General features: G+C 46.6%; 23 protein-coding genes. 10 read left to right on the forward strand and 13 right to left on the reverse strand.

The annotated features are described in order from the left end of the window. Nucleotides 1-18: 18 nt before the first annotated feature. From ACYVI9_RS04160 to ACYVI9_RS04170, 3 genes are all read right to left on the reverse strand, one after another. Complete coding sequence (locus ACYVI9_RS04160) at nucleotides 19-597, reverse strand: D-sedoheptulose-7-phosphate isomerase (RefSeq protein ID WP_460761080.1); 579 nt, start codon at nucleotides 595-597, stop codon at nucleotides 19-21. Nucleotides 598-688: 91 nt separating this feature from the next. After that, entirely contained in the window at nucleotides 689-1,711 is a 1,023-nt protein-coding gene (locus ACYVI9_RS04165) for a GHMP family kinase ATP-binding protein (protein ID WP_460761083.1), read from the reverse strand. 53 nt (nucleotides 1,712-1,764) lie between these two features. After that, nucleotides 1,765-2,937, reverse strand: a complete 1,173-nt coding sequence (locus ACYVI9_RS04170; protein ID WP_460761086.1) for a glycosyltransferase — start codon at nucleotides 2,935-2,937, stop codon at nucleotides 1,765-1,767. Between the two features lie 166 nt (nucleotides 2,938-3,103). Here ACYVI9_RS04170 and ACYVI9_RS04175 point away from each other — a divergent pair, with 166 nt between their 5' ends. Further along, entirely contained in the window at nucleotides 3,104-3,760 is a 657-nt protein-coding gene (locus ACYVI9_RS04175; protein WP_460761089.1) for a protein-L-isoaspartate(D-aspartate) O-methyltransferase, read from the forward strand. Between the two features lie 9 nt (nucleotides 3,761-3,769). Then, on the forward strand, nucleotides 3,770-4,441 hold the full coding sequence (locus ACYVI9_RS04180) for a LysE family translocator (protein WP_460761092.1): 672 nt from the start codon (nucleotides 3,770-3,772) through the stop codon (nucleotides 4,439-4,441). Nucleotides 4,442-4,448: 7 nt separating this feature from the next. On the opposite strand, the gene ACYVI9_RS04185 is transcribed toward ACYVI9_RS04180, so the two are convergent. Continuing rightward, entirely contained in the window at nucleotides 4,449-5,771 is a 1,323-nt protein-coding gene (locus ACYVI9_RS04185) for a 4Fe-4S dicluster domain-containing protein (protein WP_460761095.1), read from the reverse strand. A gap of 102 nt (nucleotides 5,772-5,873) precedes the next feature. Here ACYVI9_RS04185 and ACYVI9_RS04190 point away from each other — a divergent pair, with 102 nt between their 5' ends. The 6 genes from ACYVI9_RS04190 (at nucleotide 5,874) to ACYVI9_RS04215 (ending at nucleotide 10,036) form a co-directional block, all read left to right on the forward strand. Beyond that, a complete protein-coding gene (locus tag ACYVI9_RS04190) occupies nucleotides 5,874-6,374 on the forward strand; it encodes a phosphoribosyltransferase family protein (protein WP_460761098.1) in 501 nt (166 codons plus the stop codon). Between the two features lie 455 nt (nucleotides 6,375-6,829). Further along, nucleotides 6,830-7,519, forward strand: a complete 690-nt coding sequence (cmk, locus tag ACYVI9_RS04195; RefSeq protein ID WP_460761101.1) for a (d)CMP kinase — start codon at nucleotides 6,830-6,832, stop codon at nucleotides 7,517-7,519. 55 nt (nucleotides 7,520-7,574) lie between these two features. Further along, on the forward strand, nucleotides 7,575-8,675 hold the full coding sequence (locus tag ACYVI9_RS04200; RefSeq protein ID WP_460761103.1) for a Gfo/Idh/MocA family protein: 1,101 nt from the start codon (nucleotides 7,575-7,577) through the stop codon (nucleotides 8,673-8,675). Between the two features lie 146 nt (nucleotides 8,676-8,821). Further along, nucleotides 8,822-9,457, forward strand: coding sequence for a redoxin domain-containing protein (locus ACYVI9_RS04205; protein ID WP_460761106.1), 636 nt, complete (start codon nucleotides 8,822-8,824; stop codon nucleotides 9,455-9,457). A gap of 11 nt (nucleotides 9,458-9,468) precedes the next feature. Continuing rightward, nucleotides 9,469-9,780, forward strand: coding sequence for a thioredoxin family protein (locus ACYVI9_RS04210; protein ID WP_460761108.1), 312 nt, complete (start codon nucleotides 9,469-9,471; stop codon nucleotides 9,778-9,780). A gap of 7 nt (nucleotides 9,781-9,787) precedes the next feature. Beyond that, nucleotides 9,788-10,036: a DUF6952 family protein gene (locus ACYVI9_RS04215; RefSeq protein WP_460761111.1), complete on the forward strand. Its 249-nt coding sequence runs from the start codon at nucleotides 9,788-9,790 to the stop codon at nucleotides 10,034-10,036. A gap of 64 nt (nucleotides 10,037-10,100) precedes the next feature. Here ACYVI9_RS04215 and ACYVI9_RS04220 read toward each other — a convergent pair whose 3' ends face one another. Continuing rightward, nucleotides 10,101-10,817: a tRNA1(Val) (adenine(37)-N6)-methyltransferase gene (locus ACYVI9_RS04220; protein ID WP_460761113.1), complete on the reverse strand. Its 717-nt coding sequence runs from the start codon at nucleotides 10,815-10,817 to the stop codon at nucleotides 10,101-10,103. A gap of 95 nt (nucleotides 10,818-10,912) precedes the next feature. Further along, nucleotides 10,913-12,928 (reverse strand): tetratricopeptide repeat-containing sensor histidine kinase, encoded by a 2,016-nt coding sequence (locus tag ACYVI9_RS04225; protein WP_460761115.1) that lies wholly within the window; start codon nucleotides 12,926-12,928, stop codon nucleotides 10,913-10,915. 156 nt (nucleotides 12,929-13,084) lie between these two features. Here ACYVI9_RS04225 and ACYVI9_RS04230 point away from each other — a divergent pair, with 156 nt between their 5' ends. Further along, nucleotides 13,085-13,717: a response regulator gene (locus ACYVI9_RS04230; RefSeq protein ID WP_460761117.1), complete on the forward strand. Its 633-nt coding sequence runs from the start codon at nucleotides 13,085-13,087 to the stop codon at nucleotides 13,715-13,717. Nucleotides 13,718-13,867: 150 nt separating this feature from the next. Here ACYVI9_RS04230 and ACYVI9_RS04235 read toward each other — a convergent pair whose 3' ends face one another. The 6 genes from ACYVI9_RS04235 to ACYVI9_RS04260 form a co-directional block, all read right to left on the reverse strand. Further along, the gene (locus tag ACYVI9_RS04235; RefSeq protein ID WP_460761120.1) at nucleotides 13,868-14,488 is read right to left on the reverse strand and encodes a WG repeat-containing protein; all 621 of its coding nucleotides are present in this window, start codon (nucleotides 14,486-14,488) and stop codon (nucleotides 13,868-13,870) included. Nucleotides 14,489-14,659: 171 nt separating this feature from the next. Beyond that, entirely contained in the window at nucleotides 14,660-15,700 is a 1,041-nt protein-coding gene (tsaD, locus tag ACYVI9_RS04240) for a tRNA (adenosine(37)-N6)-threonylcarbamoyltransferase complex transferase subunit TsaD (RefSeq protein WP_460761121.1), read from the reverse strand. A gap of 62 nt (nucleotides 15,701-15,762) precedes the next feature. Then, entirely contained in the window at nucleotides 15,763-17,013 is a 1,251-nt protein-coding gene (locus ACYVI9_RS04245) for an ABC transporter permease (protein WP_460761124.1), read from the reverse strand. Between the two features lie 137 nt (nucleotides 17,014-17,150). Then, nucleotides 17,151-19,106, reverse strand: a complete 1,956-nt coding sequence (locus ACYVI9_RS04250) for an OstA-like protein (protein WP_460761126.1) — start codon at nucleotides 19,104-19,106, stop codon at nucleotides 17,151-17,153. After that, nucleotides 19,103-20,089, reverse strand: a complete 987-nt coding sequence (locus ACYVI9_RS04255; RefSeq protein ID WP_460761129.1) for an MlaD family protein — start codon at nucleotides 20,087-20,089, stop codon at nucleotides 19,103-19,105. The genes ACYVI9_RS04250 and ACYVI9_RS04255 overlap by 4 nt, the downstream gene beginning before the upstream one ends. Before the next feature lie 64 nt (nucleotides 20,090-20,153). After that, nucleotides 20,154-21,143 (reverse strand): N-acetylmuramoyl-L-alanine amidase family protein, encoded by a 990-nt coding sequence (locus ACYVI9_RS04260; RefSeq protein ID WP_460761131.1) that lies wholly within the window; start codon nucleotides 21,141-21,143, stop codon nucleotides 20,154-20,156. A gap of 42 nt (nucleotides 21,144-21,185) precedes the next feature. Between ACYVI9_RS04260 and ACYVI9_RS04265 the strand changes: the two genes are divergently transcribed. After that, nucleotides 21,186-24,107 (forward strand): putative LPS assembly protein LptD, encoded by a 2,922-nt coding sequence (locus ACYVI9_RS04265; protein WP_460761134.1) that lies wholly within the window; start codon nucleotides 21,186-21,188, stop codon nucleotides 24,105-24,107. Here ACYVI9_RS04265 and ACYVI9_RS04270 read toward each other — a convergent pair. Continuing rightward, the gene (locus tag ACYVI9_RS04270; RefSeq protein WP_460761136.1) at nucleotides 24,104-24,859 is read right to left on the reverse strand and encodes a lysophospholipid acyltransferase family protein; all 756 of its coding nucleotides are present in this window, start codon (nucleotides 24,857-24,859) and stop codon (nucleotides 24,104-24,106) included. The genes ACYVI9_RS04265 and ACYVI9_RS04270 overlap by 4 nt on opposite strands. Between the last annotated feature and the right edge of the window lie 3 nt (nucleotides 24,860-24,862).

Genomic DNA, 24,862 nt, shown 5'->3' on the forward strand with positions numbered 1-24,862 from the left:
TCAGCCGCGGCTGGCCCGTTAACTTTCAAAGTACTTTTCTTCCACCAGCTGGCAGATAATATGACCCAGCAGCATATGGCTCTCCTGAATGCGGGGTGTATCGGTGGAGGGAATATTGATCAGGTAGTCACTCCAGGGCTTCATGGCACCGCCGCTGGCACCGGTAAACGCAATGGTTGTCATACCTTTTTCTTTTGCGGTCTGGAAAGCCGCTACAATATTTTTAGAATTTCCTGATGTGCTGAGGCCGAACAATATGTCGCCGGTCTTACCGAGGCCCTGAATCAGACGGGCATAGATCAGGTCAAAACTGTAATCATTGGCTACGGCGGTAAGGTAGGATGTATTGCAATGCAACGCTTCTGCAGGGAGTGCCTGGCGGTCTTTATAAAACCGGCCACTGAATTCTGCGGCCAGGTGCTGGGCATCGGCGGCACTGCCCCCATTGCCGCAAAAATAGATATGATGCCCTTGCTGAAAAGCTTCGACAATGGCTTCAGTCGCCTTGCTGACAACAGCCAGCAACGCACTGTTTCCCAGGACCTGTTCCTTGGTTTGTATAGAAGCTTTAATTAATTCCTGAATTTGATCTTTCATTGTGCTGGATTTACGGTTCTTCGCCCGAAGTTAATCAGATACGCTCATTTGCCCGGATCGGAATTTTCAAAGGGCGGCTTTGTTGCGGGTATTACATCGTCCAGGTCTTCAGCCCGTGTTTAGTGAACTGATAATTGCGGTGTTGTCCGCCGAATGCTTTCAGCGATTCCCTTACTTTATATTTGGTATTCCCCGGACAGTAAAACACCATAAACCCCCCACCGCCGGCACCGCTGATTTTACCTCCGGTTGCTCCGGCGGTCTTCGCCGCGTGATAAATATCGTCGATCAGCCCATTATTAATACCCGCTGCCATTTTTCTTTTTTGTTCAAAACCAATATTGAGGATATTGCCGATTTCATGCAGTTCTCCCTTCAGCAACGCCTCTTTCATTAGTTGAGCCTGTTGTTTCAATTGGTGCATGGCTTCAATGGAATCCTGCTTCTTCTGGGTAACGTTTTTACGCTGTTCTTCTATAATCTTGGCAGATTCCCGGCTGGTAGAAGTATAGTACAACAGGAGGTTGTTTTCCAGTTCATCCAGGTAGCGTTGTCGAATCCGCAGTGGATTGACAATTACTTTGTCGTCCTTGTAGAACTCCATAAAGTTAAAACCACCAAAAGTGGCAGCATACTGGTCCTGCCTGCCACCCGCCAGTTGCAGGTCTTTTCTTTCGATATCATAGGCATAATGCGCGATGTCATATTCTCCCAGCGGGAGCTGCAGCATTTCCGCAAAAGCGCCGACGATCGCAACTACCAGGGTGGAGGAAGTGCCGAGTCCTGATCCCGCCGGAGCATCAACAAAGGTGCTGAGCTTAAATCCATTCGCGGGAAAGGGATAGTCCTTTTGAATCCGGTTGTAAACGCCTTTCAACAGATCCAGCGTGCCGTTCAGTGGCAGTTCTTCGGTCCAGTCAAAACTGGCCGATTCATTTCGATCAAAAGCCTCGAGACTTATTTTCCCATCCGTCCTGCTTTCTATGGTCGCATTGGCATTCAGGGATATCGTCGCATTCAGAATGGCACCTCCGAACTGATCACAATAGGGACTGACATCGGTCCCCCCGCCTGCCAGTCCAATCCGTAAAGGTGCTTTACTTCTGTGTATCATTGTATCTGATTCTGTTTTTTAAATGTCAGGCCTGACCACTCCTTCAGCTTCCATCAATCCGGCGTGGCTGATAAATTTTGGGAAACACCGCCGCCGATGGATTGTTTGTCGCTTAATTCCAATACCGCATTGACAAGATGTTTCCAGCTGTATTTTTCTTTTTCAGTGCGAAGATGTGGAATAAAATGGTCTTCGCCTAATTGATAAAACCGCGCTATGCCAGCCGCCAGGGCATCTGGTTGGGGCGCAGTGACCAAACCGCATTTTCCATCGGGTACCAGGTCGGGTAGTCCGCCTACATTGGTAACGACCATTGGTTTTTCGAAATAGTAAGCCAGTGGCGTAACGCCGCTCTGCGTGGCATGCTTATAAGGTTGTACCAACACATCAGCAGCGCAGAGGTAGTACCTGACTTCGCTGTCCGGTATAAATGCGGTTTTCAGAATGACTTTGTCTTTTAGTTCCAGTGAATCGATCAGATCAGTATAGGGGGCGGCTTCTTCATAAAACTCACCGGCTACCAAGAGGGTAAGGTCGGGGAATTCTTTGGTCATTGTTGCGAATGCCCGGATCAGCAGGTCCAGCCCCTTGTATTTTCTGATAAAACCAAAAAAAAGCATCAGCCGGCCCGTTTCCGGAATCCCCAGCTGCTGTCGGGCGGCTGTTTTGGAAACCGGTGTTCCGAAATTATCATAGAGGGGATGTTGTACCAACTGTGCCGGTTTCGAAGTAAAGGTTCTCAAATCGGCCATTACCTGCTCGCTCATAGTGATAAAGCCATCCACCGGCTGAAGAAAATATTTCGTGAAAATAGTATCTCCTGGTCTTTTTTCATGCGGTATGATATTATCCGCAATGCAGATGATTCTGGTATGTTTATTCTTTTTTACCTGCCGGAGCAGGGTGCCTAATGCGGGGCCCATAAATGGCAGCCAGTACCGTACAACGATGATGTCGGGTTGTTCCTTTTTTAAAAGTCGGCCTGTTGCAATCCAGTTCAGGGGATTAATCGAATGTATTAATGAACGGATATGCAGCCCTTCAGGTGCTGGCTCCTCGCTGTACTGCGTCTTGCCCGGGAATAAAAATGAAGGATATTGAAGCCGGAAGGAAACCAGGGAGCATTGATGTCCCATCGCAATAAATTCTTTCGCGAGGCGGTGGTTGAAAGTTGCCAGTCCGCCACGCAGGGGATGCGCCGGACCCAATATCATCACATTGGCCATAATAGCCGCAAATATACTCGAGAATGGCGTAGAATCAGAAACCCATCGTTAAATAGATCGAAGCGTTCTTCAGTTGTTTACGGAATGGTTACCCACCAGGCTCACTTTCCGATTTTACGTTATTTCTTTAGTTGCAAACTAATCAACTATCAGTTACATTTGCGCCATGAGGCGGAGTACAGAAGATACGTATAAACATAAGGGACTTAGAAAGAAGCTGGTGGATGGCATTCGCTCGGGGGGGATTAAGGATGAGGCAGTACTCCAGGCGATTGGTAGCGTACCTCGTCATTTTTTTCTGGATTCAGCATTTGACGATCTGGCTTATGTGGACCGTGCCTTTCCAATTGGGGAAGGACAGACGATTTCCCAGCCTTATACCGTCGCTTATCAGACCCAGCTCCTGGAGGTGAAACCTGGTGATAAAATCCTTGAAATCGGCACCGGCAGCGCCTATCAGGCGGTCGTCCTGGCGGCTATGGGAGCCAAAGTATTTACGATTGAACGACAGAAGAAGTTATTTGATGAAAATAAGCAATTTAAATTGCTGCATGCCTATCCTTCAATCAAGCGATTTTATGGTGACGGTTTTGAAGGCCTGCGTTCCTATGCGCCATTTGATAAAATTATTGTTACTGCTGCGGCCCCTGAAATTCCGGCCAAACTGGTGGAGCAATTGAAACAGGGAGGATTGATGGTAATTCCGGTGGATATTGGCGGGGTGCAACAAATGCGTCGGATTACGAAACTGGAGAAAGATATAGATATAGAATATTTTGGTAATTTTTCCTTCGTACCCATGCTACAGGGTAAAAATGCATAATTTCCCGTCATGAAGGGTGCCGTTCGAATTTTCTTTACCGGTATGCTGGTCAGTTTTCTGGGCTCGCTGCCACTGGGTACCCTCAATATTGCAGCCATGCAGATTGCCATTGCCGACTCAGTTCGCAATGCGTTGTTGTTTTCTTTGGGATCGCTCACCGCAGAAATGGTTTATGTCAGGCTTTCGCTGGTAGCCATGGATTGGGTACGGAAACAGGAAAAGATTTTTAAATGGCTTGAATGGCTGACGCTGGTGATCATTGTAGCCCTGGCCGTGGCCAGTTTTATCGCTGCAGGACATCCGGAAAGTAGTAAGAATGTGCTGCTGAATAATAACCTGCCATCTTATCTGCTGGGTTTGACCATGAGTGCCATCAATCCGATTCAAATTCCATTTTGGTTTGGATGGAGTACCGTCCTTTTTACCAAGAAGCTATTGCTGCCCAATAATACACATTACAATTTTTACACGGTCGGCATTGGAATAGGTACTTTGCTGGGTAATTGTGTATTTATTTTTGGGGGCCGCCTGGTAGCCGGTAAGATTCAGAACAACCAGTCGCTGTTGAACTATATCATTGGTGGCGTATTTGTCGTGACGGCGTTGATTCAGGCATGGCGGATGTTCGTAAAGAAAAAGGATTTCAGTGCCAAATTGCACGAATCTGATTCTGCGTCTTAAACCCTTCTCATGAAGCTTCCTCCAGTCCCTGCGCCCACTGATCCCGATCGTCCGGAGGAAGTTTCCAGGGGGCAAAATTTACTTCGATATTGCTGAACATGGCATTCCATTCCTGCGGTGCATTACTTTCTTCCATTACCAGTTGACGCCGTAACTGTACAATGATGTCGAGTGGATTTATGCTTACCGGACATTCCTGTACACAGGCATTGCAGGTCGTGCATGCCCTTAATTCCTCCACCGATATATAATCATGTAACAGCGATTTACCGTCATCTTGAAATGATTTATTCCGGGCTATATTTTTACCCACTTCTTCTGCACGATCACGGGTGTTCATCATTATTTTACGGGGAGAAAGCTTTTTTCCAGTAAGGTTGGCAGGGCAGGCGACTGAACAGCGGCCACATTCCGTGCAGCTATAAGCATCCAGTAAATGTTTCCAGTTCAGATCAAGGACATCTCGGGCTCCGAATTTTTCTGTGGGGGCTGCATCCGCTGGTGTAAGTTCGGGTTGCATTGCATAAAGAACTTCATTTTGAATGGAAGGCATATTTCCCATTTTACCCATGGGCTCCAGCCGGGCATAGTAGGCATTGGGAAAGGCCAGCAAAATATGCAGATGTTTGGAGTAGGGCAGATAATTCAGAAAGGCCAGAATGCCGGCAATATGCAGCCACCAGCAGGATCTCTCCAAACCGACCAGCGCTGGATCGCTCAGGCCATTGAACATTGGCTGCAGCAGTCCCGAGATGAGGAAATTCCCGGTAAGCACTTCGTTATAGGGCGCCAGATTTCGGGCCTGTAAGAGTCCATCGGAGGCGTTCATGGTCAGAAAAAAGCTCATCAGCAGGATTTCCGTGATCAGGATATAATTGGCATCATTACGAGGCCAGCCATCCAGGTCCTTACTGATAAAGCGTTTCAGTTTCAGTAAATTGCGTCGCACCAGGAAAATGGCGCAGGCGATGATAACCAATACTGCCAACACTTCAAATGCATTGATTAAAAAGTGGTAGAAACCACCCAGGGGAGCAGCAAATAAACGGTGGGTACCCAGCAGTCCGTCCAGTACGATTTCCAGTACTTCAATATTAATGATGATGAATCCGGCGTAGACCAGAAAATGAAGCAGGCCTACCAGGGGATTGCGGAACATTTTCTTTTGTCCGAATGCCAGCAACAGCACATTACGCCAGCGCATGGATCTGGGACCGGGAACATCCACAGCCTGACCCATTCTGATATTACTACGGATGCGCTGGGCATTCCTGTAAAACAGGTATACGGCGGCCAGAACCAGCAGCGTAAACAGTATTTGTGGAACCATTTGCATTAACTCCGATATTGGCTACTGCTAATTTACGTGTTGTAGCCGACTATTCATATTTTTGTGAGATAAATCAGGAAAAGGAATGGCAAAGCAGATATTATGAAAGTGAAAAAAAAGTATATACTCCGTCAGGCAGTCATAGAGAATAAGATGAAAAGGCTGGCATTGGAGATCATTGAAAATAACCTGGATGAAAAGGAGTTGCTATTTGTAGGTGTGGCCCCTACAGGAATTATTGTGGCTAAGGAATTACAGCAATTGGTACAAGAAACAGCCAAGGTAAAGATTGAATTGCTGACCATGGAGATGGATAAAAACAGACCCGGTCCCATCGAACTGAGTGCGCCAATGAATTTTGACGACAAAGTCATCATTCTCATCGATGATGTTACCAATAGTGGCCGTACCCTCTTATATGCCATGAAACCCTTTCTGGAGAAGCATCCCAAAAAAATACAGACCCTGGTACTTGTGGAACGTAGTCATACCCAGTTCCCGATACACGCGAATTACAAGGGGTTTACACTGGCGACTACGCTGCAGGAGCATATTAAGGTAGAAGTAGAAGCAGACCGCATTACCGGTGCCTATCTCAGCTAGTCAGTTACTGAAATATTTCCTGTAAAAAGAATTCCGGCTACTTCCAGGATTAGGCGATTTTCAGCTTAGTCCGGGCGGCAATGGCGGTGGCTTCCGAATGGATGAATACATATTTGGCGCCGGGATAATCAATGAATGTATAAGAAACGTCATCCTGATCCATTTCTTTATTTGATAGCCGCTACTTCTTAGGGCTTTGACGAAGTTGTCGATTGCGCCGTTCAGTACCAGATCCTGGATTGTCAGGTTTGTACCGGGTACTTTAAGGCGTTTTTCCCGGATTTCGGGGGTGTATTACAGGCCATCAGCAACACAGAAGGGAAAAGAAGCAGTTATAGGGATATTCGCACAAGGATTAAGGGATGTTTAAGAAAATACTGCTAAAAAAAAATTATCTTTATTGTATTATTGTTAGGACAGAACAAATTGTTTGCCAGCAATAGCACTAAGATAAGATGGATAAGATTATAATAGCGATAGATGGTTGGTCTAGTTGTGGCAAAAGCACTTTGGCAAAGCAGTTGGCAAAAGAACTGGATTATGTGTATGTGGACAGCGGTGCTATGTATCGTGCCATAACCCTGTATTTTCTCAGAAATCATATTGATATTGGTAATCCTGAGCAAGTGGCCCGTGCACTCGGTGAGATCGAATTGGATTTTCGATTCAATGACCAGAGCCGGCAGGCAGAAATCTTCCTCAACGATGAGAATGTGGAATACCTGATCCGGGAAATGATTGTAGCCGAGAAAGTAAGCGAAATAGCGGCGAATGCGTCGGTTCGTGAGTTTGCGGTATTGCAGCAACAGAAAATGGGTGCCCGTAAAGGCATAATTATGGATGGCCGGGATATTGGCACTGTCGTATTCCCCGGAGCTGCATTGAAGCTGTTTATGACGGCCGATAACGCCGTACGCATTGAAAGAAGGTTTAAGGAACTGGTTGCCAAGAATCCGAATATAACGCTTGAGGAAGTTGCCGAGAACATACAGATGCGTGATTATATGGACAGCAACCGGGAAATCAGTCCGCTTCGCAAGGCCGATGATGCCATTGTTATTGATAATACCAACCTGTCACCGGCCGAGCAGCTTCAACTGGCCCTCGACCTGGCAGCCAGGGTTATGAACGGACAGGAAACCTGAGCCAGTTGAGCCGGGTGACGATGAATACGCTCTTTTTCCACATAAATAAGCCATTATGAATACCCGCAGAGATTTTGTCCGACAGGTCACATTCGCGTCCCTGGTGCTGCCTTTTGCCGGTACAGAATTATTTTCCCAAACCCCTGTAGCATTGTCTGAAAAGCCCCTGCGGGTCGCCCTTATGGGACTCGGAGGTTATGCAACCCGCGTTGCCAAAGCAATGCAGCATTGTAAAAGGGCGCGGCTGGCGGGCATTATTAGTGGTACACCAGAGAAGATCCGGACCTGGCAGCAGACGTATCAGCTGCCGGAACAGAATTGTTATAATTACGAAAACTTTGACAAAATCCGTGATAACAAAGAGATTGACGCCGTTTATGTCATAACCCCCAACGCGCTTCACCATGACCAGGTTATCCGCGCTGCACGGGCCGGTAAGCACGTGATCTGTGAAAAGCCGATGGCTATTAATGTGAAACAGGGCGAGGAAATGGTGGCGGCCTGCCAAAAGGCCGGAGTAAAATTGCTGGTTGGCTACCGGCTTCATTTTGAACCGGCGACCTTACAGGTTATTGGAATGCGGAATGCGGGAGATTTTGGAACGATTCGATTTTTTCAGGGGCTATGTGGTTTTAGAATCGGCGATCCGAATCAATGGCGGCTGAATAAGGAACTTGCCGGAGGCGGTGCGCTGTATGATATCGGTATTTATGCCATTAATGGTTGCCGCTATATGATGGGCGAAGAGCCGGTATATGTAACGGCACAGGAAACAAAGACGGATGCCGTGAAATTTAAAGAAGGCGTGGATGAAACCATTATGTTCCAGTTTGGTTTCAAAAGTGGAGCAGTGGCTTCCTGTCTTTCCAGCTACAATATGAACAATCTTGATAAATTCTTTCTCAATGGAGATGAGGGTTTTGCGGAACTGCATCCGGCTACCGGCTATGGTCCCATCAGGGGTCGTACCCATAAGGGGAATATTGATCCCACTACCGAAATACAACAAACTCTGCAGATGGACGAGATGGCCGCCATCATTCTGGATGGTAAGAAACCCGCGGTGCCAGTCGATGGTATGGAAGGTGTCAGGGACCTTCGTATTATAGAAGCCATCTATAAGGCGGCAGCCAGTGGTAATAAAGTTACACTCTAATTCGATTTTTTTTGTTTCAGGTTTAGGCGGGCGACTTTAAATTATTTTCATAGATTTTATCTATGAAAGGATAATTTATATCGATTAATTTTACCAATAGGAATGACTAATTTTGCACTTCAATTGAAAATTCAAAACCTAAAATTATGTCATTAACAGGATCCATTTTCCCTAATATTGAAGTAGATGCGATGAATGAAATGGGCGACACCATAAAGGTGAATGTCTTTAAAGAAGCCATAGAGAATAAGAAAAAAGTTTTATTGTTCTGGTATCCCAAGGACTTCACTTTTGTATGTCCCACAGAATTGCACGCTTTCCAGGAAGCGCTGCCTGAGTTCGAGAAAAGAAACACTATTGTAATTGCAGCCTCCTGTGATAGCCCTGAAGTGCATTTCGCCTGGCTCAATACTGCTAAGGACAACGGTGGTATTGAAGGCGTGACCTATAATATTCTGGCCGATACCCATCGGGCGCTGGCGGGTACACTGGGTATTGTGGATGGTGCTGTGACAACCGATCCGGTTACCGGACTTGTCTGTACTTTCGGTAGTAATGTAACTTACAGGGCCACCTACCTGATTGATGAAGAAGGCCTGGTTTTCCATGAAGGTGTCAATCATATGCCGGTGGGAAGAAATGTGCAGGAATTTATTCGTTTGATCGACGCTTATACCCATGTACAGCAGCACGGTGAAGTTTGTCCTGCCAATTGGGAAGAAGGCAAGGAGGCGATGCATGCCAACAGGGAAGGAGTGAGTTCGTATTTTTCCAATAATTAAAATTAAAAGAGATGTTTCAGGAGTTAACAGAAGATAAATTGCACGAAATTGTGGCGGCCCATCAGCAGGTTGTCGTACAATATGGTGCCGGATGGTGTGGTAATTGTCGGATTATGAAACCCAAGTTTAAAAAGCTGGCTGCTGAGAATGAAGGGGTGCTATTTGTATATGTGGACGCGGAAAAATTGCCCGAGTCAAGAAAACTGGCAAAAGTAGACAACCTCCCTACGTTCGCTGCATTTAAACAGGGCGCATTTGTCAGTCAGCTGCAAACAAATAAAGCAGACAATCTGCTGCGCTTTTTTAGTGAATCTTTTAATTAAACTAAGAATGAAATTACCGATAATCAGACAATTGTATCAGGCGGCACCTGCGGAACAGTTGGCAACTACTGTAGAAGTGCTGGAAGCATTTTGTGAAATCAGGGGTGTGCAGGAAGCGGAATTGGATATGGCTGGTGAACTGCTCACTAATTTGTGCGGCGCCATCGAGGTGCACCAGTTGGTGGCAGACGGCATGAAAGAGTCTGAGGCATTAAACCATTTTGCCAGTAAAGTGTTGGGCTCAATCGATCGTTAACGCAATCAATCACAGGTCTATAATGAAAGTCCCGCTTCACAGCGGGATTTTTTATTTCCGGCCATTACAGATTCAGGTAGTAATCCTTTAGTAGCTGGATAAAGGCAGCACTGTATTCGATCTTTTGGCGGATGTAAAGCTGCTCAGTTTGGACGGCAGTATCCTGAAAGCTCCCCCGGATCATGACCCGGAAAGCCGGATGATGCTCAGTGGCGTACAGGAAAGTAATTTCGTTAATGAACAGTCCGGAATTCCGGATAAGCTCCTGTAAGTCAGCCGTTCTTTTTGCGGGCAGAAGCAGGTAAAAATTTCCATCCCTGCTCAGGTTTTTTTCAATCAGTGGCAGTAGTTCACTTAGTTTTAATCCCAGATCATGATGCGCCAGGTTTTTGGCCGATGCCGGGCTTTTGAGTTCATTTTCATAGAAGGGTGGGTTGCTGAATATTACTTCATAGGGATGTTGAAAAACGGCGGCCCTGATGTCTGCATTCAGGATTTTAATGCGGCCCGCAAAGGGACTCGAGGCAATATTTTCCAACGACTGTTGCCAGTCGGCCAACTGGATTTCTACGCCCTCTATCAACTGGGGATGTCGTTGTGCTACCATCAGGCTGAGCAGGCCGCTGCCACTGCCGATATCCAGCATGCGGGCTTTTTTAGCGAGATCCGGAATCCGGGTTGCCATCCAGGCACCAAATACGCAGGAATCGGTGGTGACTTTCATTTGACACCGGTCCTGATGTATGGTAAACTGTTTGAAGCGAAAGTACGTGTTGGCCACAATTAATATTTAACAGCAGGTCCGCCAGGTGCAGCTGCCAGACCCGTTTTCCCAAAATTAGGCCTTGCTGTCGTTTCCTGCCTGGTTCGGTAAGATTATTTTGACGATGCTTCTCTGATAATGGTATTGCCAGTCTGTAAATCAGTCGTTACCGGGCAGGTGATATAAACAGAACAACCCTGGCCAGGTGCGGTATTGCGTTCCAGGGTGCCTTTCAGGTATTCGATACGGTGTTCCAGATTGGTAAGCCCCGAGCCTTTCCTGGTCTGGCTCACTTCATCAAAACCGATACCATCATCTTCCACAGTGAGAAAAATCTGCGCGGCACGTTGTTGCAGCTGGACAAGAATTTCCCTTGCATGGGCATGCTTGATCGCATTATTGATAAGTTCCTGGGCCACCCGATAGAGTATCAGTTCGCGCTGCTGATCGGACAATCCTGTAAATCGCACCGCCTGAAACTGAATATCCAGTTGGTCAGTAGACAGGCGCGCGCAGAATTGCTTCAGGGCTTCTGCGAGGCCGTATTCCTGAAGCATGTCGGGTAGCAGGCTTTGTGACACAGTCCTCATTTCATTGATAGCATGGTCCAGGTCCGACCTGACTTCATTTTGCAGCCCATCGTTCGAAGTGGTAGCGGATTTCATCAGGCTGTTGAGTTTGAGTTTGATGCCCGAAAGCAGCCCCCCAAGGCCATCGTGTAAATCCCGTCCCAGACGTTGTCTTTCACTCTCAGCACCCTGCATCAGTGAAGAAAGCATAGCGATCTGGTGTTCCTGTTCCAGACGGGACAGTTCATGTTGGTGGAGTTGTCGGTCCTGCTGGTGGAGTTGCTTCTGGTTCTTGCTGTTGCGGTAGAGTAAAAAGGCAAGTGCGAATAATACGAGAATGGTGGCTACAGAGCCCAGCAGGTAAATGCGATTTTGATTCAGTTTCCAGTCTTTTCTTTCATTGGCGTATTGGAGCGCTTTTATTTTATTTTCCTTCTGCACCGCCTGGAACTGTTGCTCCAGCCGATGTAGCTGTTGTGTTACCTGAGACTCTTTTATGCTGTCTGATAACTGGATGTATTCATCCAGAAATTGATAGGCGAGTTTGGGCTGACCGGTTTTGAAGTTGATGTCAGCCATTTGTCGTAGCGCAACCAGGGTATAATGTCCATTACCTCCGGATCGCATATATCCATAATAAATTTTCAGGAAATCCAAGGCTTCCTCGTAGTTGCCCAGTTCGTAAAGGGCGGTCGCCAATCCACCGATATTATTGATTATATAAATTGAATCCCTGTTTTTTTCAGCAAATTGCAGTCCCTTTCTGTTAAAGGCAATTGCCTGGGTGTAGTTCTTTCTTAGAATTTGATTTTGTCCGCTCAGGTGATAGTACATCGACCAGTCCTCCAGAGAATCCGGCTGCAGTGACAACTCCTTGCGGGCGATATCCAGATATTGTGATAAATGAACGGTATCTTTTAACTCATTATACGTCATCGCAATGCCAAGCGTATTGGATGAATAATTTACTGACGGCACTCCCTGGAGAGATTTGTAGTTAGTACTTTCCAAAAAATAATGCAGGGCTTTGTCGTACTGATTTTTATTGAAGAATACATTACCCAGATTATAGTATAGATTTGTTAGCGAACTGCTATCATTGTTTTTCTTATAATAGGGTATCAGCTCCAGATAGATTTTTTGTTCCTCTTCAAACGCACCTCTCATACCGTAAAAGATAGCTTTGATCATGGCTATTCGGGAGAGATGTAAGGCCTGCTGATCTGAAGGCTCCAGGGTATTCAGAAAAGCACGGGCCTGATCGGTCAGTTTTTCAGCTGTTTCATAGTGATAGGTATTATAGTTAAATATAGCCATTCTGAGCAGGAGCGCAGCCGTTAGCAATTGGAAGTTGTTGCGACGGATCAGTACGGCTGCCTGACCTACTTTTTCCTGGTAAGCGCTTGTATCGTTGGGCGACAAGGTCTTGATCTCAGTTAATAATTCCTCCACCCTGAGACTGTCTTTTACACGGGAAGCCTGCGCCTGAAGCGGCTGTTGCAGCAGCAGCAGGAAAAACAGCCCGTACAGCACTATATATAATGATACTTTTATTTGCATTTGGTTGTAAAATTATGCGGTTCTGGTGCTTCCATCAGTATTTTCCCCCGAATACGGACAATATCATATTGTCCGTGTACCAGATCCAGTGGCGGCTGGCTAAAAAAAAAACTGTAAGTTTGGCCTGCTATACTTTCTAAACTTAATTCCTCAGATTTGTCTGAATTGAAAATAAAAATCGCTATTACCGATGATCATCCCATTGTTTCACAGGGACTAAGTTCGTTATTATCAAAGGAAACAGATTTTGAAGTCTGTGGAGTCTTCGCGCAAGCTGCTCAACTATTGGAATGGCTGAAAAAGCATACGGTTGATATTATCCTGCTGGATATTTACCTGCAGGATGCCAACGGTCTGGATATTTGCAAGACCCTGAAATCAATGTATCCTGATACCGGCATTATTGCCATCAGCGGTCAGAACGAAGGCGTGGTGATTTCCCAGATGCTCCAGAACGGTGCCCGGGGTTATGTACTCAAGCATGCGGACAGCGAGGAAATCATCGAAGCCATTAGAACCGTATTCGGTGGGGAGCAATTTTTGTGCAAAAGAACCAGGGAATCGCTGCAGAAACTTGATCGTCAAATGACGGCCCTACCCAGAATTACCCGTAGAGAAAAAGAAGTGCTGCGATTAATTGCGGACGGCCAAACCACCGCCGAGATCGCTGCCCTTTTGTTTATCAGTCCCCATACCGTGGAGAGTCACCGAAAGAACCTGATGGAAAAGTTTCAGGCCAAGAGTACGACTTCGGTCATTAATACCGTCAAGAATCTGGGACTACTGTGAGTCCCCTGTCCATGGCGGTCTGCAGCCTTCATTTTGCGGCCGCTCCGACCTTATGCAAAGAACTATTATAGGTTTTCTCAGGTTATCAACGGCCTTATCATCGGCAGTGCTGCCGGATGATTTCGATCATAAACAGACAATTACAGGGTTTCAGGGATGCGACGCTTTCTTCCGGATGATATATTCCTTACCATTGAGACCGACGAAGAAGGGTAGTCCATCTTTAGCGGTGCTTACCAGTACCAACGGATATTGGGGAGCATGGCGCTGGTCGTAGTATTGTTCCCAGATCCGGGTGTAGCGGCAGGGCAGCAGGGTATCACTGCTAAGTGTGTCTCGCAGCCCCCAAAGTCCTGTTAGTGAATCGCGGATGGGGACAATTGGCAACCTGATTGGTGGTATACCAACGGTGACGATCGGCGGGGCGTTTTCAAAGTCTTGCTGTTGAAATGTATAGACGATTTTTCCTGTACTGTCAATTCTTAATCTTTCCCCGTTGCGACTAACCCAGGCATAAGTATTGCCACCCCAGGATCGTTTTGTATTGTCTGTAAATACCTCGAAATCATAATCTCTTTCGAAAAATTTTACCTCATCGAACTGCGGTGTAATCCGAACCCTGCCCTGTGGGTCACAATAGCCATAATGTCCTGCTTCCAGTACCGGTATCAGTGCCGGATATTGCAGTTTATAGGAGTTGGCTGATTGTTGTGCGGCCAGATAGGGTGCGCCAAGGACCATTGACAGGTATAATAGGTATTTCAGGATCATGTATTCCCGACAAAAATAACGCTGGACCTGTTATGGGCCTATCCCGGAAAACAGGCATTTTGCTGTTAGGCCACCGGCTCGAAAGACGGTTTGTTGCTAAAGCACTGGTAACCTGTTCTGAAAAATTGAATTTTTCAATACACCGTTTCCTTTGTAAAACAGCATGGCCGATCAGGAAGTCTCGCGTGCGACCGCAGTTACGGTCAGGGGATCGAACCTGTTTTCCAGAAATTTATGATAGGCGGTGATGGCGATCATCCCGGCGTTATCCGTACAGTATTGGAAGGCAGGGATATAGGTATTCCAACCATTTTTCTCACCCAGTTCCGTAAATGCTTTTCTAAGACCACTGTTGGCAGAAACGCCACCGGCAATACAGAGTTCTGTGATGCCCAGATCTGCAGCTGCTTTTGAAAACTTATTCAACAAAATGCTGACAATTCTTTCCTGGATAGATGCGCAGATATCATTGAGGTTTTCCTTAATGAAAACCGCTTTTTCTTCTTCGGTTGCTTTAAAACTGTCTTTATATACCTGACTTTTACCCGCATTCATTAAAAAGTACAGGATCGCCGTTTTGACGCCGCTGAAGCTAAAATTGTATTGCGGAATACGTGGTTGCGGAAATGCAAAGCGATGGGGATCGCCGAGTTGGGCGAATTTGTCGATCAGGGGACCTCCCGGATAGGGAAGCCCCAGTAATTTGGCAGATTTGTCAAAGGCTTCTCCGGCGGCATCATCAATGGTTTCTCCGATAATCTCCATTTCAAGCGGGGAGCGGCACAAGACAATCTGGGTATGGCCGCCACTTACCGTAAGACAAAGAAAAGGAAACCGGGGTTTGGGATCGCCAATCAGATTCGCCAGCACATGTGCCTGCATATGATTGACCGCTATCAGCGGTTTTTGCAAGGCGAGGGCCAGCGATTTTGCAAATTCCGATCCTACCAGTAGGGAGCCAATCAGTCCGGGAGACCGGGTAAATCCAATCGCATCCAGATCCCGAAGGGTCTTTCCGGCCTTTTTTAGTGCAGTGTCTACCACCGGAACAATATGCTGCATATGTGCCCGGGATGCCATTTCCGGCACGACCCCCCCGTAAGCAGCGTGCATAGCCTGCGTCGCAATATCATTGGAAAGGATGCGGCCGTCCTCACAGACAGCGGCCGATGTTTCGTCACAACTGGATTCGATTGCAAGTATAGTAGGCATAGAGCCGCAAAAATAACTAATAACAACCCAATAATCCGCAAAGCAGGTCCAGGTAAGGTTAGCTAGCTTCGGATGGCCACCACAGGATCCAGTTTTGCCGCCTGGACAGCCGGAATGATGCCTGCAATAATACCTACCAGAATACAAATACAGAAGGTCCAGGCCATATTGGCCACCGATACATAAACTGGAAATTCAAGCGCATTGGAGAGAATAAAAGCCAGAACCACTACCAGCAGCAGACCGATCAGACCGCCGATAATGCAGAGAAAAGCAGCCTCCAATAGAAATTCGGTGAGAATCAGGTGCTTTTTTGCACCAATGGCTTTTTTTAAACCGATCTGAGGGGTGCGTTCCCGCACAGTAACAAACATGATATTGGCCACACCAAAAAGCCCGACGATCAAACTAATGCCACCGATTATGGCACCGCCGAGGTTGAGACCGACAAATACAGCTTCGACTTCCTTATTGACATCATTGAGGTCATTAAGGGCAAAATCCGCCTCCTGCGTGGGACTGAGTTTGTGTATGCTGCGCATTACACCTACCAGCTCATCTTTAAGGGCCGCGTTATTGATATGCTCATACCCCTTGACCATAATTTTGGGATCTGAATACCGTTCCAGGTAAATGGTCTTGGCAAACTGATAGGGAATAATGACACATTTGTCAAATTCCCAGCCACCGGTGAGTTGTTTGCCCTGTTTTTTAATAACACCTACAACTTTCAGCTGTTTACCTTTGATGTCAATTTGCCGGTTAAGCGCAAGTTGCGGGTTGGAAAAAAGTTTGGTAGCCACTTCGTCTCCAAGTACAGCAACGTTGGTGCCATAATGAAATTCTGCCTGGGATATATACCGGCCGAAAGCAAAGCTGAGCTTTTGAATATTATTATAGTCCTCACTCACGCCATAAACCTTGACCCCGTCCAGCACCGAACCGCCAAATTCAATATTATCATTCTGATCATAAAAAAAAGCAGCATACTGCGTACTAGGTGATCTTTCTTTTATATATGCGAGCTCATAAAATTTGGGGTAGGGGCGATTGACGTATTTCCACCAGGGATAGTCACTTTCCTGGGAGATCCATTCCCATTTATCAATGAAAATGATATTATTGCCCATCGACTTTATTTCATTCTGGATATTACGCTGCAGGCTGTTCACGGTTGCCAGTACGCCTATAATACAGAAAATGCCGATCGTGACGCCAAAGAGACTGAGGAAGGTACGCAGTTTGTTCTTCCACAGTTCCTGTAAGGCCATCCTGAAGCTCGTACCGATAATATCTAAAGTGCGTCGCAGCAAATCAATATAAATAAGTAATCAAAGTTAAGCATCCCGGATGAAGATTGAACGGTTACAGGCAACCTGGCTCCCGGGATGAAAAGTAGGCGGTTGCAATAATGGCAGAAAAGTTATTCGCCGCAACCGGGCAAGCAGCATTACTGAAACAGTTCGTATTTTGACTTCGGTCTCAGTGCTTCCTGCCAGGAAAAACCCTGCAGGCGCATTTCGCTGGGTGATTTCTGTCGCATAGGAAATATCGTGCCATCTACATTACTGCGCATGACAAATTTATCCATCTCCCTGTTTTTGAAATAAACATCGATGATATCACTTGTGGACTGATTAATGCCGGTGTAAGCGCTGTCACCATCCTGCATATAATAGATACTTTCTGCCGATCCTTTGGCCCTAACTGAATCCAGTCCTCCGTCCAGAAAATAGGCGTCCATCCGGCTGGATTTGATCTGATTGAAAGCTTCTTTTTCGAGGTGGCTGACCAAAAAACTGTTATCGAAGACTTCCATCCAGTGCGGTTGTTTATTCTTGGTATGCAGCAGAATTGTGTCACCGGTAATCTGGCTTTCCTTACCCCAAACCACCGGGTTGACAAACATGCGGAAGGTGGAATCTTTAAAAGAATAAAACAGGCTGTCGCATATCGCCTGAGTGGAATCCGAATAAATCCGTACGTTATGAAAAGCTTCGAAATAACGGTTCGTACTGTCTTCGGCCGTACTGTCTTTTTTGATTTTTCCTGTGGCCAGCGAAAGGGGCGAACTACTGTCTTTAACTGTATCATCGGCTGCCTGCCTGTTGGCCAAACGCAAAGCGGAGTCTGTAGCAGGGATAGTACTTTTATCCCGACCGGGTACTACCGGACCCACCTGGCCGGACTGGGACGGTTTTTGACGGATCGAACTATCTGGCCGAGGGACAGTAGCCAGGCTGTCGGTTCCAATGGTCTTTGCTACTGCTTTACGGCCAGGTGCAGGCTTCGCGGCCGGCGCAGCTGCGCGCTGACTGGCTATTTTAATACTGTCCGTTTCCAGTGTCCCTGTCGTTACAGCGCTGGCTGAATCGGTCACAAGTGTGGAATCTTCCGCCCGGGTAGATCTGATTTCATACAGATCGGTCAGTTTTGCACTGAACAGGGTGTCGCCGGCTACATAAATGGAATCCTTGTCCTGTTTGATGATCATCACCGGCTTTTGGGTCGCCAGCACGGCCTCATTGAGCCTGTTTTGATAGATCAGGTTGGCAATAATAATAGTGCCTCTGACAGAATCCACAACGACGGCATTTCCCTCGGCTCGCGCAATATTGTCGTTGAGGTATACATTATCGGCGTTGAGGGTCGTTTTGTTATCGTCATTGATAAAAGGGCGGTCACTGAACTCAGCTTCACCGGTCTGCAGGTTATAAAAACCTTCCCGGGTATCGATGGTTCTGCGGGCACTGTCCCGAATATGGGTCTGGGCAATAAAGCGGGCTACCTGCGTGCCGGTATTGTACCATAAAGAATCTGTAGTGATGTCGTAAGCAGGATCTTTAACCACCACATCTTTTTTAAAGTACACGTCTTTTAGGTCAGAATAGTAGAGGCCTTCCCGGCTGGTGATGACTGTCTTCTTATTGACGATTTTACCCCCGTCACTGTATGTGCCGATATGGGTATTCATATTATAGACCAGATGTGGCGTTGTGAGCACAACCAAACCGTCGGTCAATTTTACATTTCCGTCCAGATTGGCAATTTTGGTATCTCCGAAATATTTCAGATGATCGGCATAGATATTTGTGGTATCGGCATCCTTAATATGTACTTTTCCCCATGCTTCAAAAGTATTCAGGCTGTCGTTTTTGATTGCCCTATTGCATTTGAAAATAGTGTTGCCCTGCTTCAATACCACATCACCTTCCAGCGTCATCAGTTTGCTGGACGGTTCAATAGTCATCTCATTGACGTTAATGACATAGATGGTATCCCGAAAAGCGAGATTTCTAAAAGAAACAGTTGCTTTTTTTTCGGCTGTACTGAAGGCAGCCATACCCATCGCCGCTACCAGCAGTGGGAGCAGAAAATAGCGGAGTCTGGATTTGTTTTGTATCACTTCGGTACAGAATCTTTGATGGCAGGTGCGGTGAGTTCTCCTGCCTTGTTCTTTTTACCAAAAACAGATATGTTTACATAGCGTTTGGGGTGTACCCTTACATCGTCCAGCAGAATTTCCGCACTTAGCAGGACATCATTGAGCCGGTTATATACCTGTCGGTCGTTCATCAGGGCACCCAGACTACCGTTCGGGTTATTAATGCCATTTACCGCCTGACGCAGGGCTGCGATGGTACTGTTAAGTGTATCTACTGTCTGCTGAAGTTGCATTTCCTTTAAACTGCTTGTAAAAGCATTTGCATTTGATAAAATGCCTTCTATAGCCTGATTTTGATTTTTCAAATTTCCGGAAATTGCACTGAAATTATCCAGGGTTGCTGTTAGAGGTTTGTTAACTCCCGCCAGTAAGGCATTGAGTGAAGCGGTCGAATGGTTCAGATTGGCAATGGCGCTTTGCAAATCCCGCTGGGTACCGGCATCCAGGATATGATTGAAATTGGATAGCAGCAGGGTAAGCGAATCTGCTACCGTCTTCACTTTGTTCATCAGGGGTTTGGCTTCTGAGGTCAGGTTTCCTAATAAGCCTGCTTCTTCCTTTGTCTTGATGCGATCGCCGTCAACCATATAATTTTTAGCATCGCCTCTTTCGATAATAATATTGGAAGTGCCCAGTAAACTACCTTCAATATAGGCCACGGAATTGGCGGGGATCAACACCCCTTCTTCTGTGATATTTAAAATTACTTTAATGGCAGATACATTTTCATCTGCCGGTTCCATCGCATAAACACTGCCGATGGTCAAGCCATTGATTTTTACAAAATTCGATTTTTCCAGGCCGCCGACAGATTTAAAGATGGCATATATCTTGGGATGGTGATTGAATATGTCTTTTGCCTTCAGAAATCTAAATCCTATAATCAGTATCAGGATAGCTACCAGCGCCAGAATCCCCACTTTTACTTCGTTTGATATTTTCATAACTTAGGATTTAAGTTGATATACAGTTGCTACGGAGCGGCAAAATAGTTAATTAAGTTGATTTTTAACTATACTTCTCCAAATAAACCTTGACCGCATTTACGATGTTTTCGACAATTTTTCTTTGGCCCTCATCACTCATCAAATAGGCCTGATCGTCATTATTACTAATGAAACCCATTTCCACAAGTATGCTGGGCATCCCGGTCGCCTGGAGTACCCAGATGCCTTTGTGATTGCGCTGCTGAACGCCCCTACTGGTGCGTCCCGAACCGACAAATTCTTTTTCCACCAGCGTGGCCAGGGCATAGCTTTTTCTAAAATAGTGCTGGGCATAAATCAGCAGGCGGGCTTTTTCTGCCGGATCATTGGGATCAGGCAATTGTAATTCATCTGTGCCGGTGGAATCTTCAGAGGCGCCTTCATCATAGTAATCGCCATCCTGTTCTTCCTGGCTCATTTGACGCAGTGATGATATTTTCTGATCGTTTTTACCCACTGCCCAGATATAGGTTTCGGTGCCCTTTGCCTTATTTTCCACCCAAACATCATCATAACGGTTTACATAGTAGGTTTGTTTGACCCTTTTTTTCCCTTTTTTCACATATCGGGTTCTGGCCTGACGTCCCACCACTTTTTTGGTATACCAACCTCCCGGGCGCCGGCCGGCAGCATTGCAGTGCAGCGAAATGAACAAATCGCCGTTATGCTGGTTGGCAAAGTCAGCTCTAAGACGGTTGGCCGTGTTGGGATTGGTGAGACCGCCAGGAAGTTCATAGCCTGGCCTGGTTTCCAGTATCTTAAGTTCGGGCAGACTGTCTCTGAGCGCTTTAGCCAGTTTCTGACTGACAGCCAGCGTGATAGTGGCTTCATTGGTAAGGGTGCCGCGTGCACCGCCATCCGGTCCGCCATGTCCGGCATCGACGATAATGGTAGTTACGTTGGCGGGTTTTGTTTGTGCGACGGCAATTAGTTGAAAGAGCAGTCCGGAAATCAGTAGAATTGTAGCACGGGTCATAAACAGCACTGAACTAGGATATTTGAGGAATAACATTTAATTTTATTAATAGTAGCAAAGCTTCACAAAATCTTTACCATGTTCTTTATACATTTGCGTTCTTTGCAACTAATGCGCAAATTTAAAAGAATTTACTATGCAGTACTTCTGATCTTCGCTGTCCTGTCCACTGCGATTGGAGGCGAGCCCTGCGCTATTAACAATACTTTAGAATTTTCGACTTTTTTACAGGTTAAGGATACCATTCCGGTCTCAGATACCATTCCCTTAAAAACAGGCGTGCAGCCAACGGGAAAGGCTGATTCCCTGGCTATGCGTGACACCCTGCCTGTGGCAGACAGTAATCTGGCCAGGGACAGCAGTGCCCGGTTGGACACTTTTACCCTGAAACTTTCCAAAGATTCCCTGTCAGCACCCATAAAGTACCATGCGGAAGATTCTGCCGTGGGATTGGTAAATGAGAAAATAGTGGAATTATATGGGAAAGCCACTACAGAATACGGCCCCCAGTCGCTGGCAGCTCCCTATATGAGAATGAACCAGGCCACCGGGTATGTCACAGCGCTGGCGGGCAGGGATTCCCTGGGCGAGATCAACGATTATGTTAAAATGAATGATGGGGAAACGGAATATCAGTCCGACAGCCTGAGCTATAATTTTAAAACCCAGAAAGGGATCATCCGTGGTACGATAACCCAACAGGGCGAGATGTTCGTTCATGCCGATATCGCCAAGAAGGTCAATGAGAATACCGCCTACCTGCAGGGAAGTTTCTTTACAACCTGTAATCTGGACCATCCGCATTTCGGTTTTCGGGCGAGGCGGGCAAAAATTGTCAATAAAAAACTGGCGGTAACCGGAGCTGTCCGCCCGGAATTTGATTCGGTTCCGGTACCGGTCTACCTGCCTTTCGGTTTTTATCCCCTGTATCAGGGGCGACATTCAGGATTTATGGCGCCTTCCTTTGAAACCAATGACCAGATGGGACTGGGGCTCTCCGGATTTGGGTACTATCATGTGTTGAATGACCATTGGGACGTGAAGGCGTATGGTGATGTCTATTCCTTCGGCACCTGGAATGCCAGCGTCAATCCTACTTATAAGAAAATATATAAATATCAGGGCCAGTTCAACTTCACCATGCAGAGTACGCGTCGGAACTTCAGAAATGATCCGGATTTTTACAGCAGTAAGACCTATTCGATCAACTGGTCGCATTCTTCCGATACCCGTTCCAGACCCGGTGTGACATTTTCAGCCAATGTAAATGCCGCTTCCACCAATTACAACCAGAATATTCCCAATAATCCACAACTCAATTATCAGAACGTAATGGGTTCTTCCATTACCTATTCCAAACAGTGGATCGATAAACCTTTTAATCTGACCCTGTCAGCCAACCACAACCAGAATAACCAGGCGGGGCTGATTACCGTAAATTTCCCTGATGCGAACTTTACAGTGAGTACCCTGTATCCCCTGCAGAAAAAGGAGAGTGTAAGCAGAAAATGGTATGAGCAGCTGGGCGTGGGTTATTCGGGCAATTTCAGGACGACCAGCTCCTTTTATGACAAGGAAAGGGCGGGATTCAGACAACTTTGGGATACCCTGCAATGGACTGCCAACCACAGCATACCCGTTTCGCTGTCACTGCCACCTATTCTCGGTGGGGCTGTCGTGATATCGCCATCGATTTCCTATTCGCAGCAGTGGGTGGACCGGGAAATGGAATATGGCTGGGGGCCCCGAACCCTCAGATACTATGATTATACCCTGCGTACACAGGACAGCCTCTACACGATCGATACCGTTACCGAACGTTTCAATCGCGGCATTTATATCAAACAGCAGACCTCATTCGGCCTTTCGTTCAATACGGCATTGTATGGACAGTACCGGTTTAAGAGTAAAAAGCTTATCGCATTGCGACATGTGCTTCGCCCGACCTTCGGATTGAGTTATTCGCCGGATCTGAACCGGAAATACTGGTCCAGGATGCGGATCAATGAACAGGGCGACAGCGCCTGGGTAAACCGACTCGGTACCTCGGGGCCGGTAAACCAGTTCGTCAGTCAGCGATCGGGAGGCATAAATTTTGGACTGGACAATAATCTGGAGCTCAAGGTTCGGGCCAAACCCAAGAAAAAATCAAAATCCGAAGAGGAGGAGGAAAGCTCGGGCGCACTGACGGATAATTTTGAATCGGATTCCTATTCGGACACATCTGATAAGGATGCCGAGGATGGCATTAAGAAGATTAAAATAATCGATGGATTTGGATTCAACGGGTCGTATAATTTCCTGGCAGATTCCTTTCGGCTTTCTCCGATCAATATTTATTTCAGAACCAATCTGTTCGAGAAAATAAATATCAACGCGACAGCCAATCTTGTGCCTTATAAACTTAATGATTACGGATATGCCACGCCGGTATATGCCTGGACAGGAGGTAAATTTTCGCCTGGTACCATTACCAATGCCAGTATTTCCATGAGTACCAGTTTTCAGAGTAAGCCCAAGGACCCTGATAAAGCGAAAGCCCGCGAAAAAGCCATTAATGAGACCCTGAACGATCCAATGCTACAGGCTGATCAGCAACGCCTGCTGGAATACATGCAGAACAATCCTGCTGAGTTTGTGGATTTTAATACGCCCTGGTCCATTAACCTTTCTTATTCACTTTCTTATTCACGACGGGGGCGTAATATCATGACCCAGCAGTCTACGGTGAAACCGGTGACTTCCAGTGTCAACATGAGTGGTAGTTTTAACCTGACACCCAAATGGAATTTTAGCGTGAATGGCTATTATGATATAACGACGACCCAGTTACAGACATTTACCATGTCGATATCCCGGGATCTGCATTGCTGGCAGATGTCCATCAATGTAACGCCGGTAGGGATGTACCGTTTTTTCAGCTTTACCATCAGTCCTAAATCCTCCCTGCTTCAGGATCTGAAAATTAATCGTACCCGTTCGTTTACCAATACCCGTTAACCGGCAATGGCTGTTTTTTGTTGGCGGTCCTTAATTTCCTGGTACATTACCTGATATACTTCTTCTTTCAGTTGCATCGCCGTTTTGCCATCCGGCGAAATGGGTGGCAGAAAGCGTATTTCAAAGGCCCTGGGCAGAAAGAAAAAGGCTTTGTCGAGCGGAACGGCTTCCTTTGTACCGGAAATTATGGTCGGGATAATTTCGGTTCCGGTCTCATGGGCCAGCTTAAAGGCGCCATTATAAAAAGGTTTCAGGGGCTCCTGACTGCGGTTGCGTGTGCCTTCGGGATAAATGCACATATACATCCCCATCCGGAGCACCTGTTTCATTTTGTCAAAACTTTCCTTGCGGCTTTTTTCACTATTGCGATCGACAAGTACAGAACCTTTGGCATAATAAAGGCCGAACAGGGGTATCTTTACAAAACTCCGCTTGGCAATGGTCTTGTTGGCGCCGGGGATAAAGGGAGAGGAGAGGGGAATATCCAGCAGTGAATTGTGATTGCAGGTAACGATATAGCTTTTACCTTTCCTGAAGTTTTCAGTGCCTACTATTTTTACAGGGCAGCCGATTAAAAAGAGCCAGACGCGCATCCAGATCCGGGATACGCCGATCAGAAAGGCAGTACCGCGTGGCTCCGGCAACAAATAGGAAATCAGTGCAACTGGCAACACGATCAGAAATGTAATGATAAATGAAAGCAGCCCCCAGGTGGCCCAGATCCTTCCCGCAATTTCTTTGAAAATTCCCATCTT

The sequence above is a fragment of the Niabella terrae genome, assembly GCF_054783135.1.

Excerpts from the sequence above, each read along its gene's own strand:
- ACYVI9_RS04190 (WP_460761098.1), top strand. The coding sequence starts at position 5,874 with ATGAAAGTGAAAAAAAAGTATATACTCCGTCAGGCAGTCATAGAGAAT.
- cmk (WP_460761101.1), top strand. The coding sequence starts at position 6,830 with ATGGATAAGATTATAATAGCGATAGATGGTTGGTCTAGTTGTGGCAAA.
- ACYVI9_RS04235 (WP_460761120.1), bottom strand. The coding sequence starts at position 14,488 with ATGATCCTGAAATACCTATTATACCTGTCAATGGTCCTTGGCGCACCC.
- ACYVI9_RS04265 (WP_460761134.1), top strand. The coding sequence starts at position 21,186 with ATGTTCTTTATACATTTGCGTTCTTTGCAACTAATGCGCAAATTTAAA.
- ACYVI9_RS04210 (WP_460761108.1), top strand. The coding sequence starts at position 9,469 with ATGTTTCAGGAGTTAACAGAAGATAAATTGCACGAAATTGTGGCGGCC.
- ACYVI9_RS04165 (WP_460761083.1), bottom strand. The coding sequence starts at position 1,711 with ATGATACACAGAAGTAAAGCACCTTTACGGATTGGACTGGCAGGCGGG.
- ACYVI9_RS04255 (WP_460761129.1), bottom strand. The coding sequence starts at position 20,089 with ATGAAAATATCAAACGAAGTAAAAGTGGGGATTCTGGCGCTGGTAGCT.
- ACYVI9_RS04185 (WP_460761095.1), bottom strand. The coding sequence starts at position 5,771 with ATGGTTCCACAAATACTGTTTACGCTGCTGGTTCTGGCCGCCGTATAC.
- ACYVI9_RS04270 (WP_460761136.1), bottom strand. The coding sequence starts at position 24,859 with ATGGGAATTTTCAAAGAAATTGCGGGAAGGATCTGGGCCACCTGGGGG.
- ACYVI9_RS04175 (WP_460761089.1), top strand. The coding sequence starts at position 3,104 with ATGAGGCGGAGTACAGAAGATACGTATAAACATAAGGGACTTAGAAAG.
- ACYVI9_RS04225 (WP_460761115.1), bottom strand. The coding sequence starts at position 12,928 with ATGCAAATAAAAGTATCATTATATATAGTGCTGTACGGGCTGTTTTTC.
- ACYVI9_RS04205 (WP_460761106.1), top strand. The coding sequence starts at position 8,822 with ATGTCATTAACAGGATCCATTTTCCCTAATATTGAAGTAGATGCGATG.
- ACYVI9_RS04180 (WP_460761092.1), top strand. The coding sequence starts at position 3,770 with ATGAAGGGTGCCGTTCGAATTTTCTTTACCGGTATGCTGGTCAGTTTT.
- ACYVI9_RS04200 (WP_460761103.1), top strand. The coding sequence starts at position 7,575 with ATGAATACCCGCAGAGATTTTGTCCGACAGGTCACATTCGCGTCCCTG.
- ACYVI9_RS04170 (WP_460761086.1), bottom strand. The coding sequence starts at position 2,937 with ATGGCCAATGTGATGATATTGGGTCCGGCGCATCCCCTGCGTGGCGGA.
- ACYVI9_RS04215 (WP_460761111.1), top strand. The coding sequence starts at position 9,788 with ATGAAATTACCGATAATCAGACAATTGTATCAGGCGGCACCTGCGGAA.
- ACYVI9_RS04260 (WP_460761131.1), bottom strand. The coding sequence starts at position 21,143 with ATGTTATTCCTCAAATATCCTAGTTCAGTGCTGTTTATGACCCGTGCT.
- tsaD (WP_460761121.1), bottom strand. The coding sequence starts at position 15,700 with ATGCCTACTATACTTGCAATCGAATCCAGTTGTGACGAAACATCGGCC.
- ACYVI9_RS04160 (WP_460761080.1), bottom strand. The coding sequence starts at position 597 with ATGAAAGATCAAATTCAGGAATTAATTAAAGCTTCTATACAAACCAAG.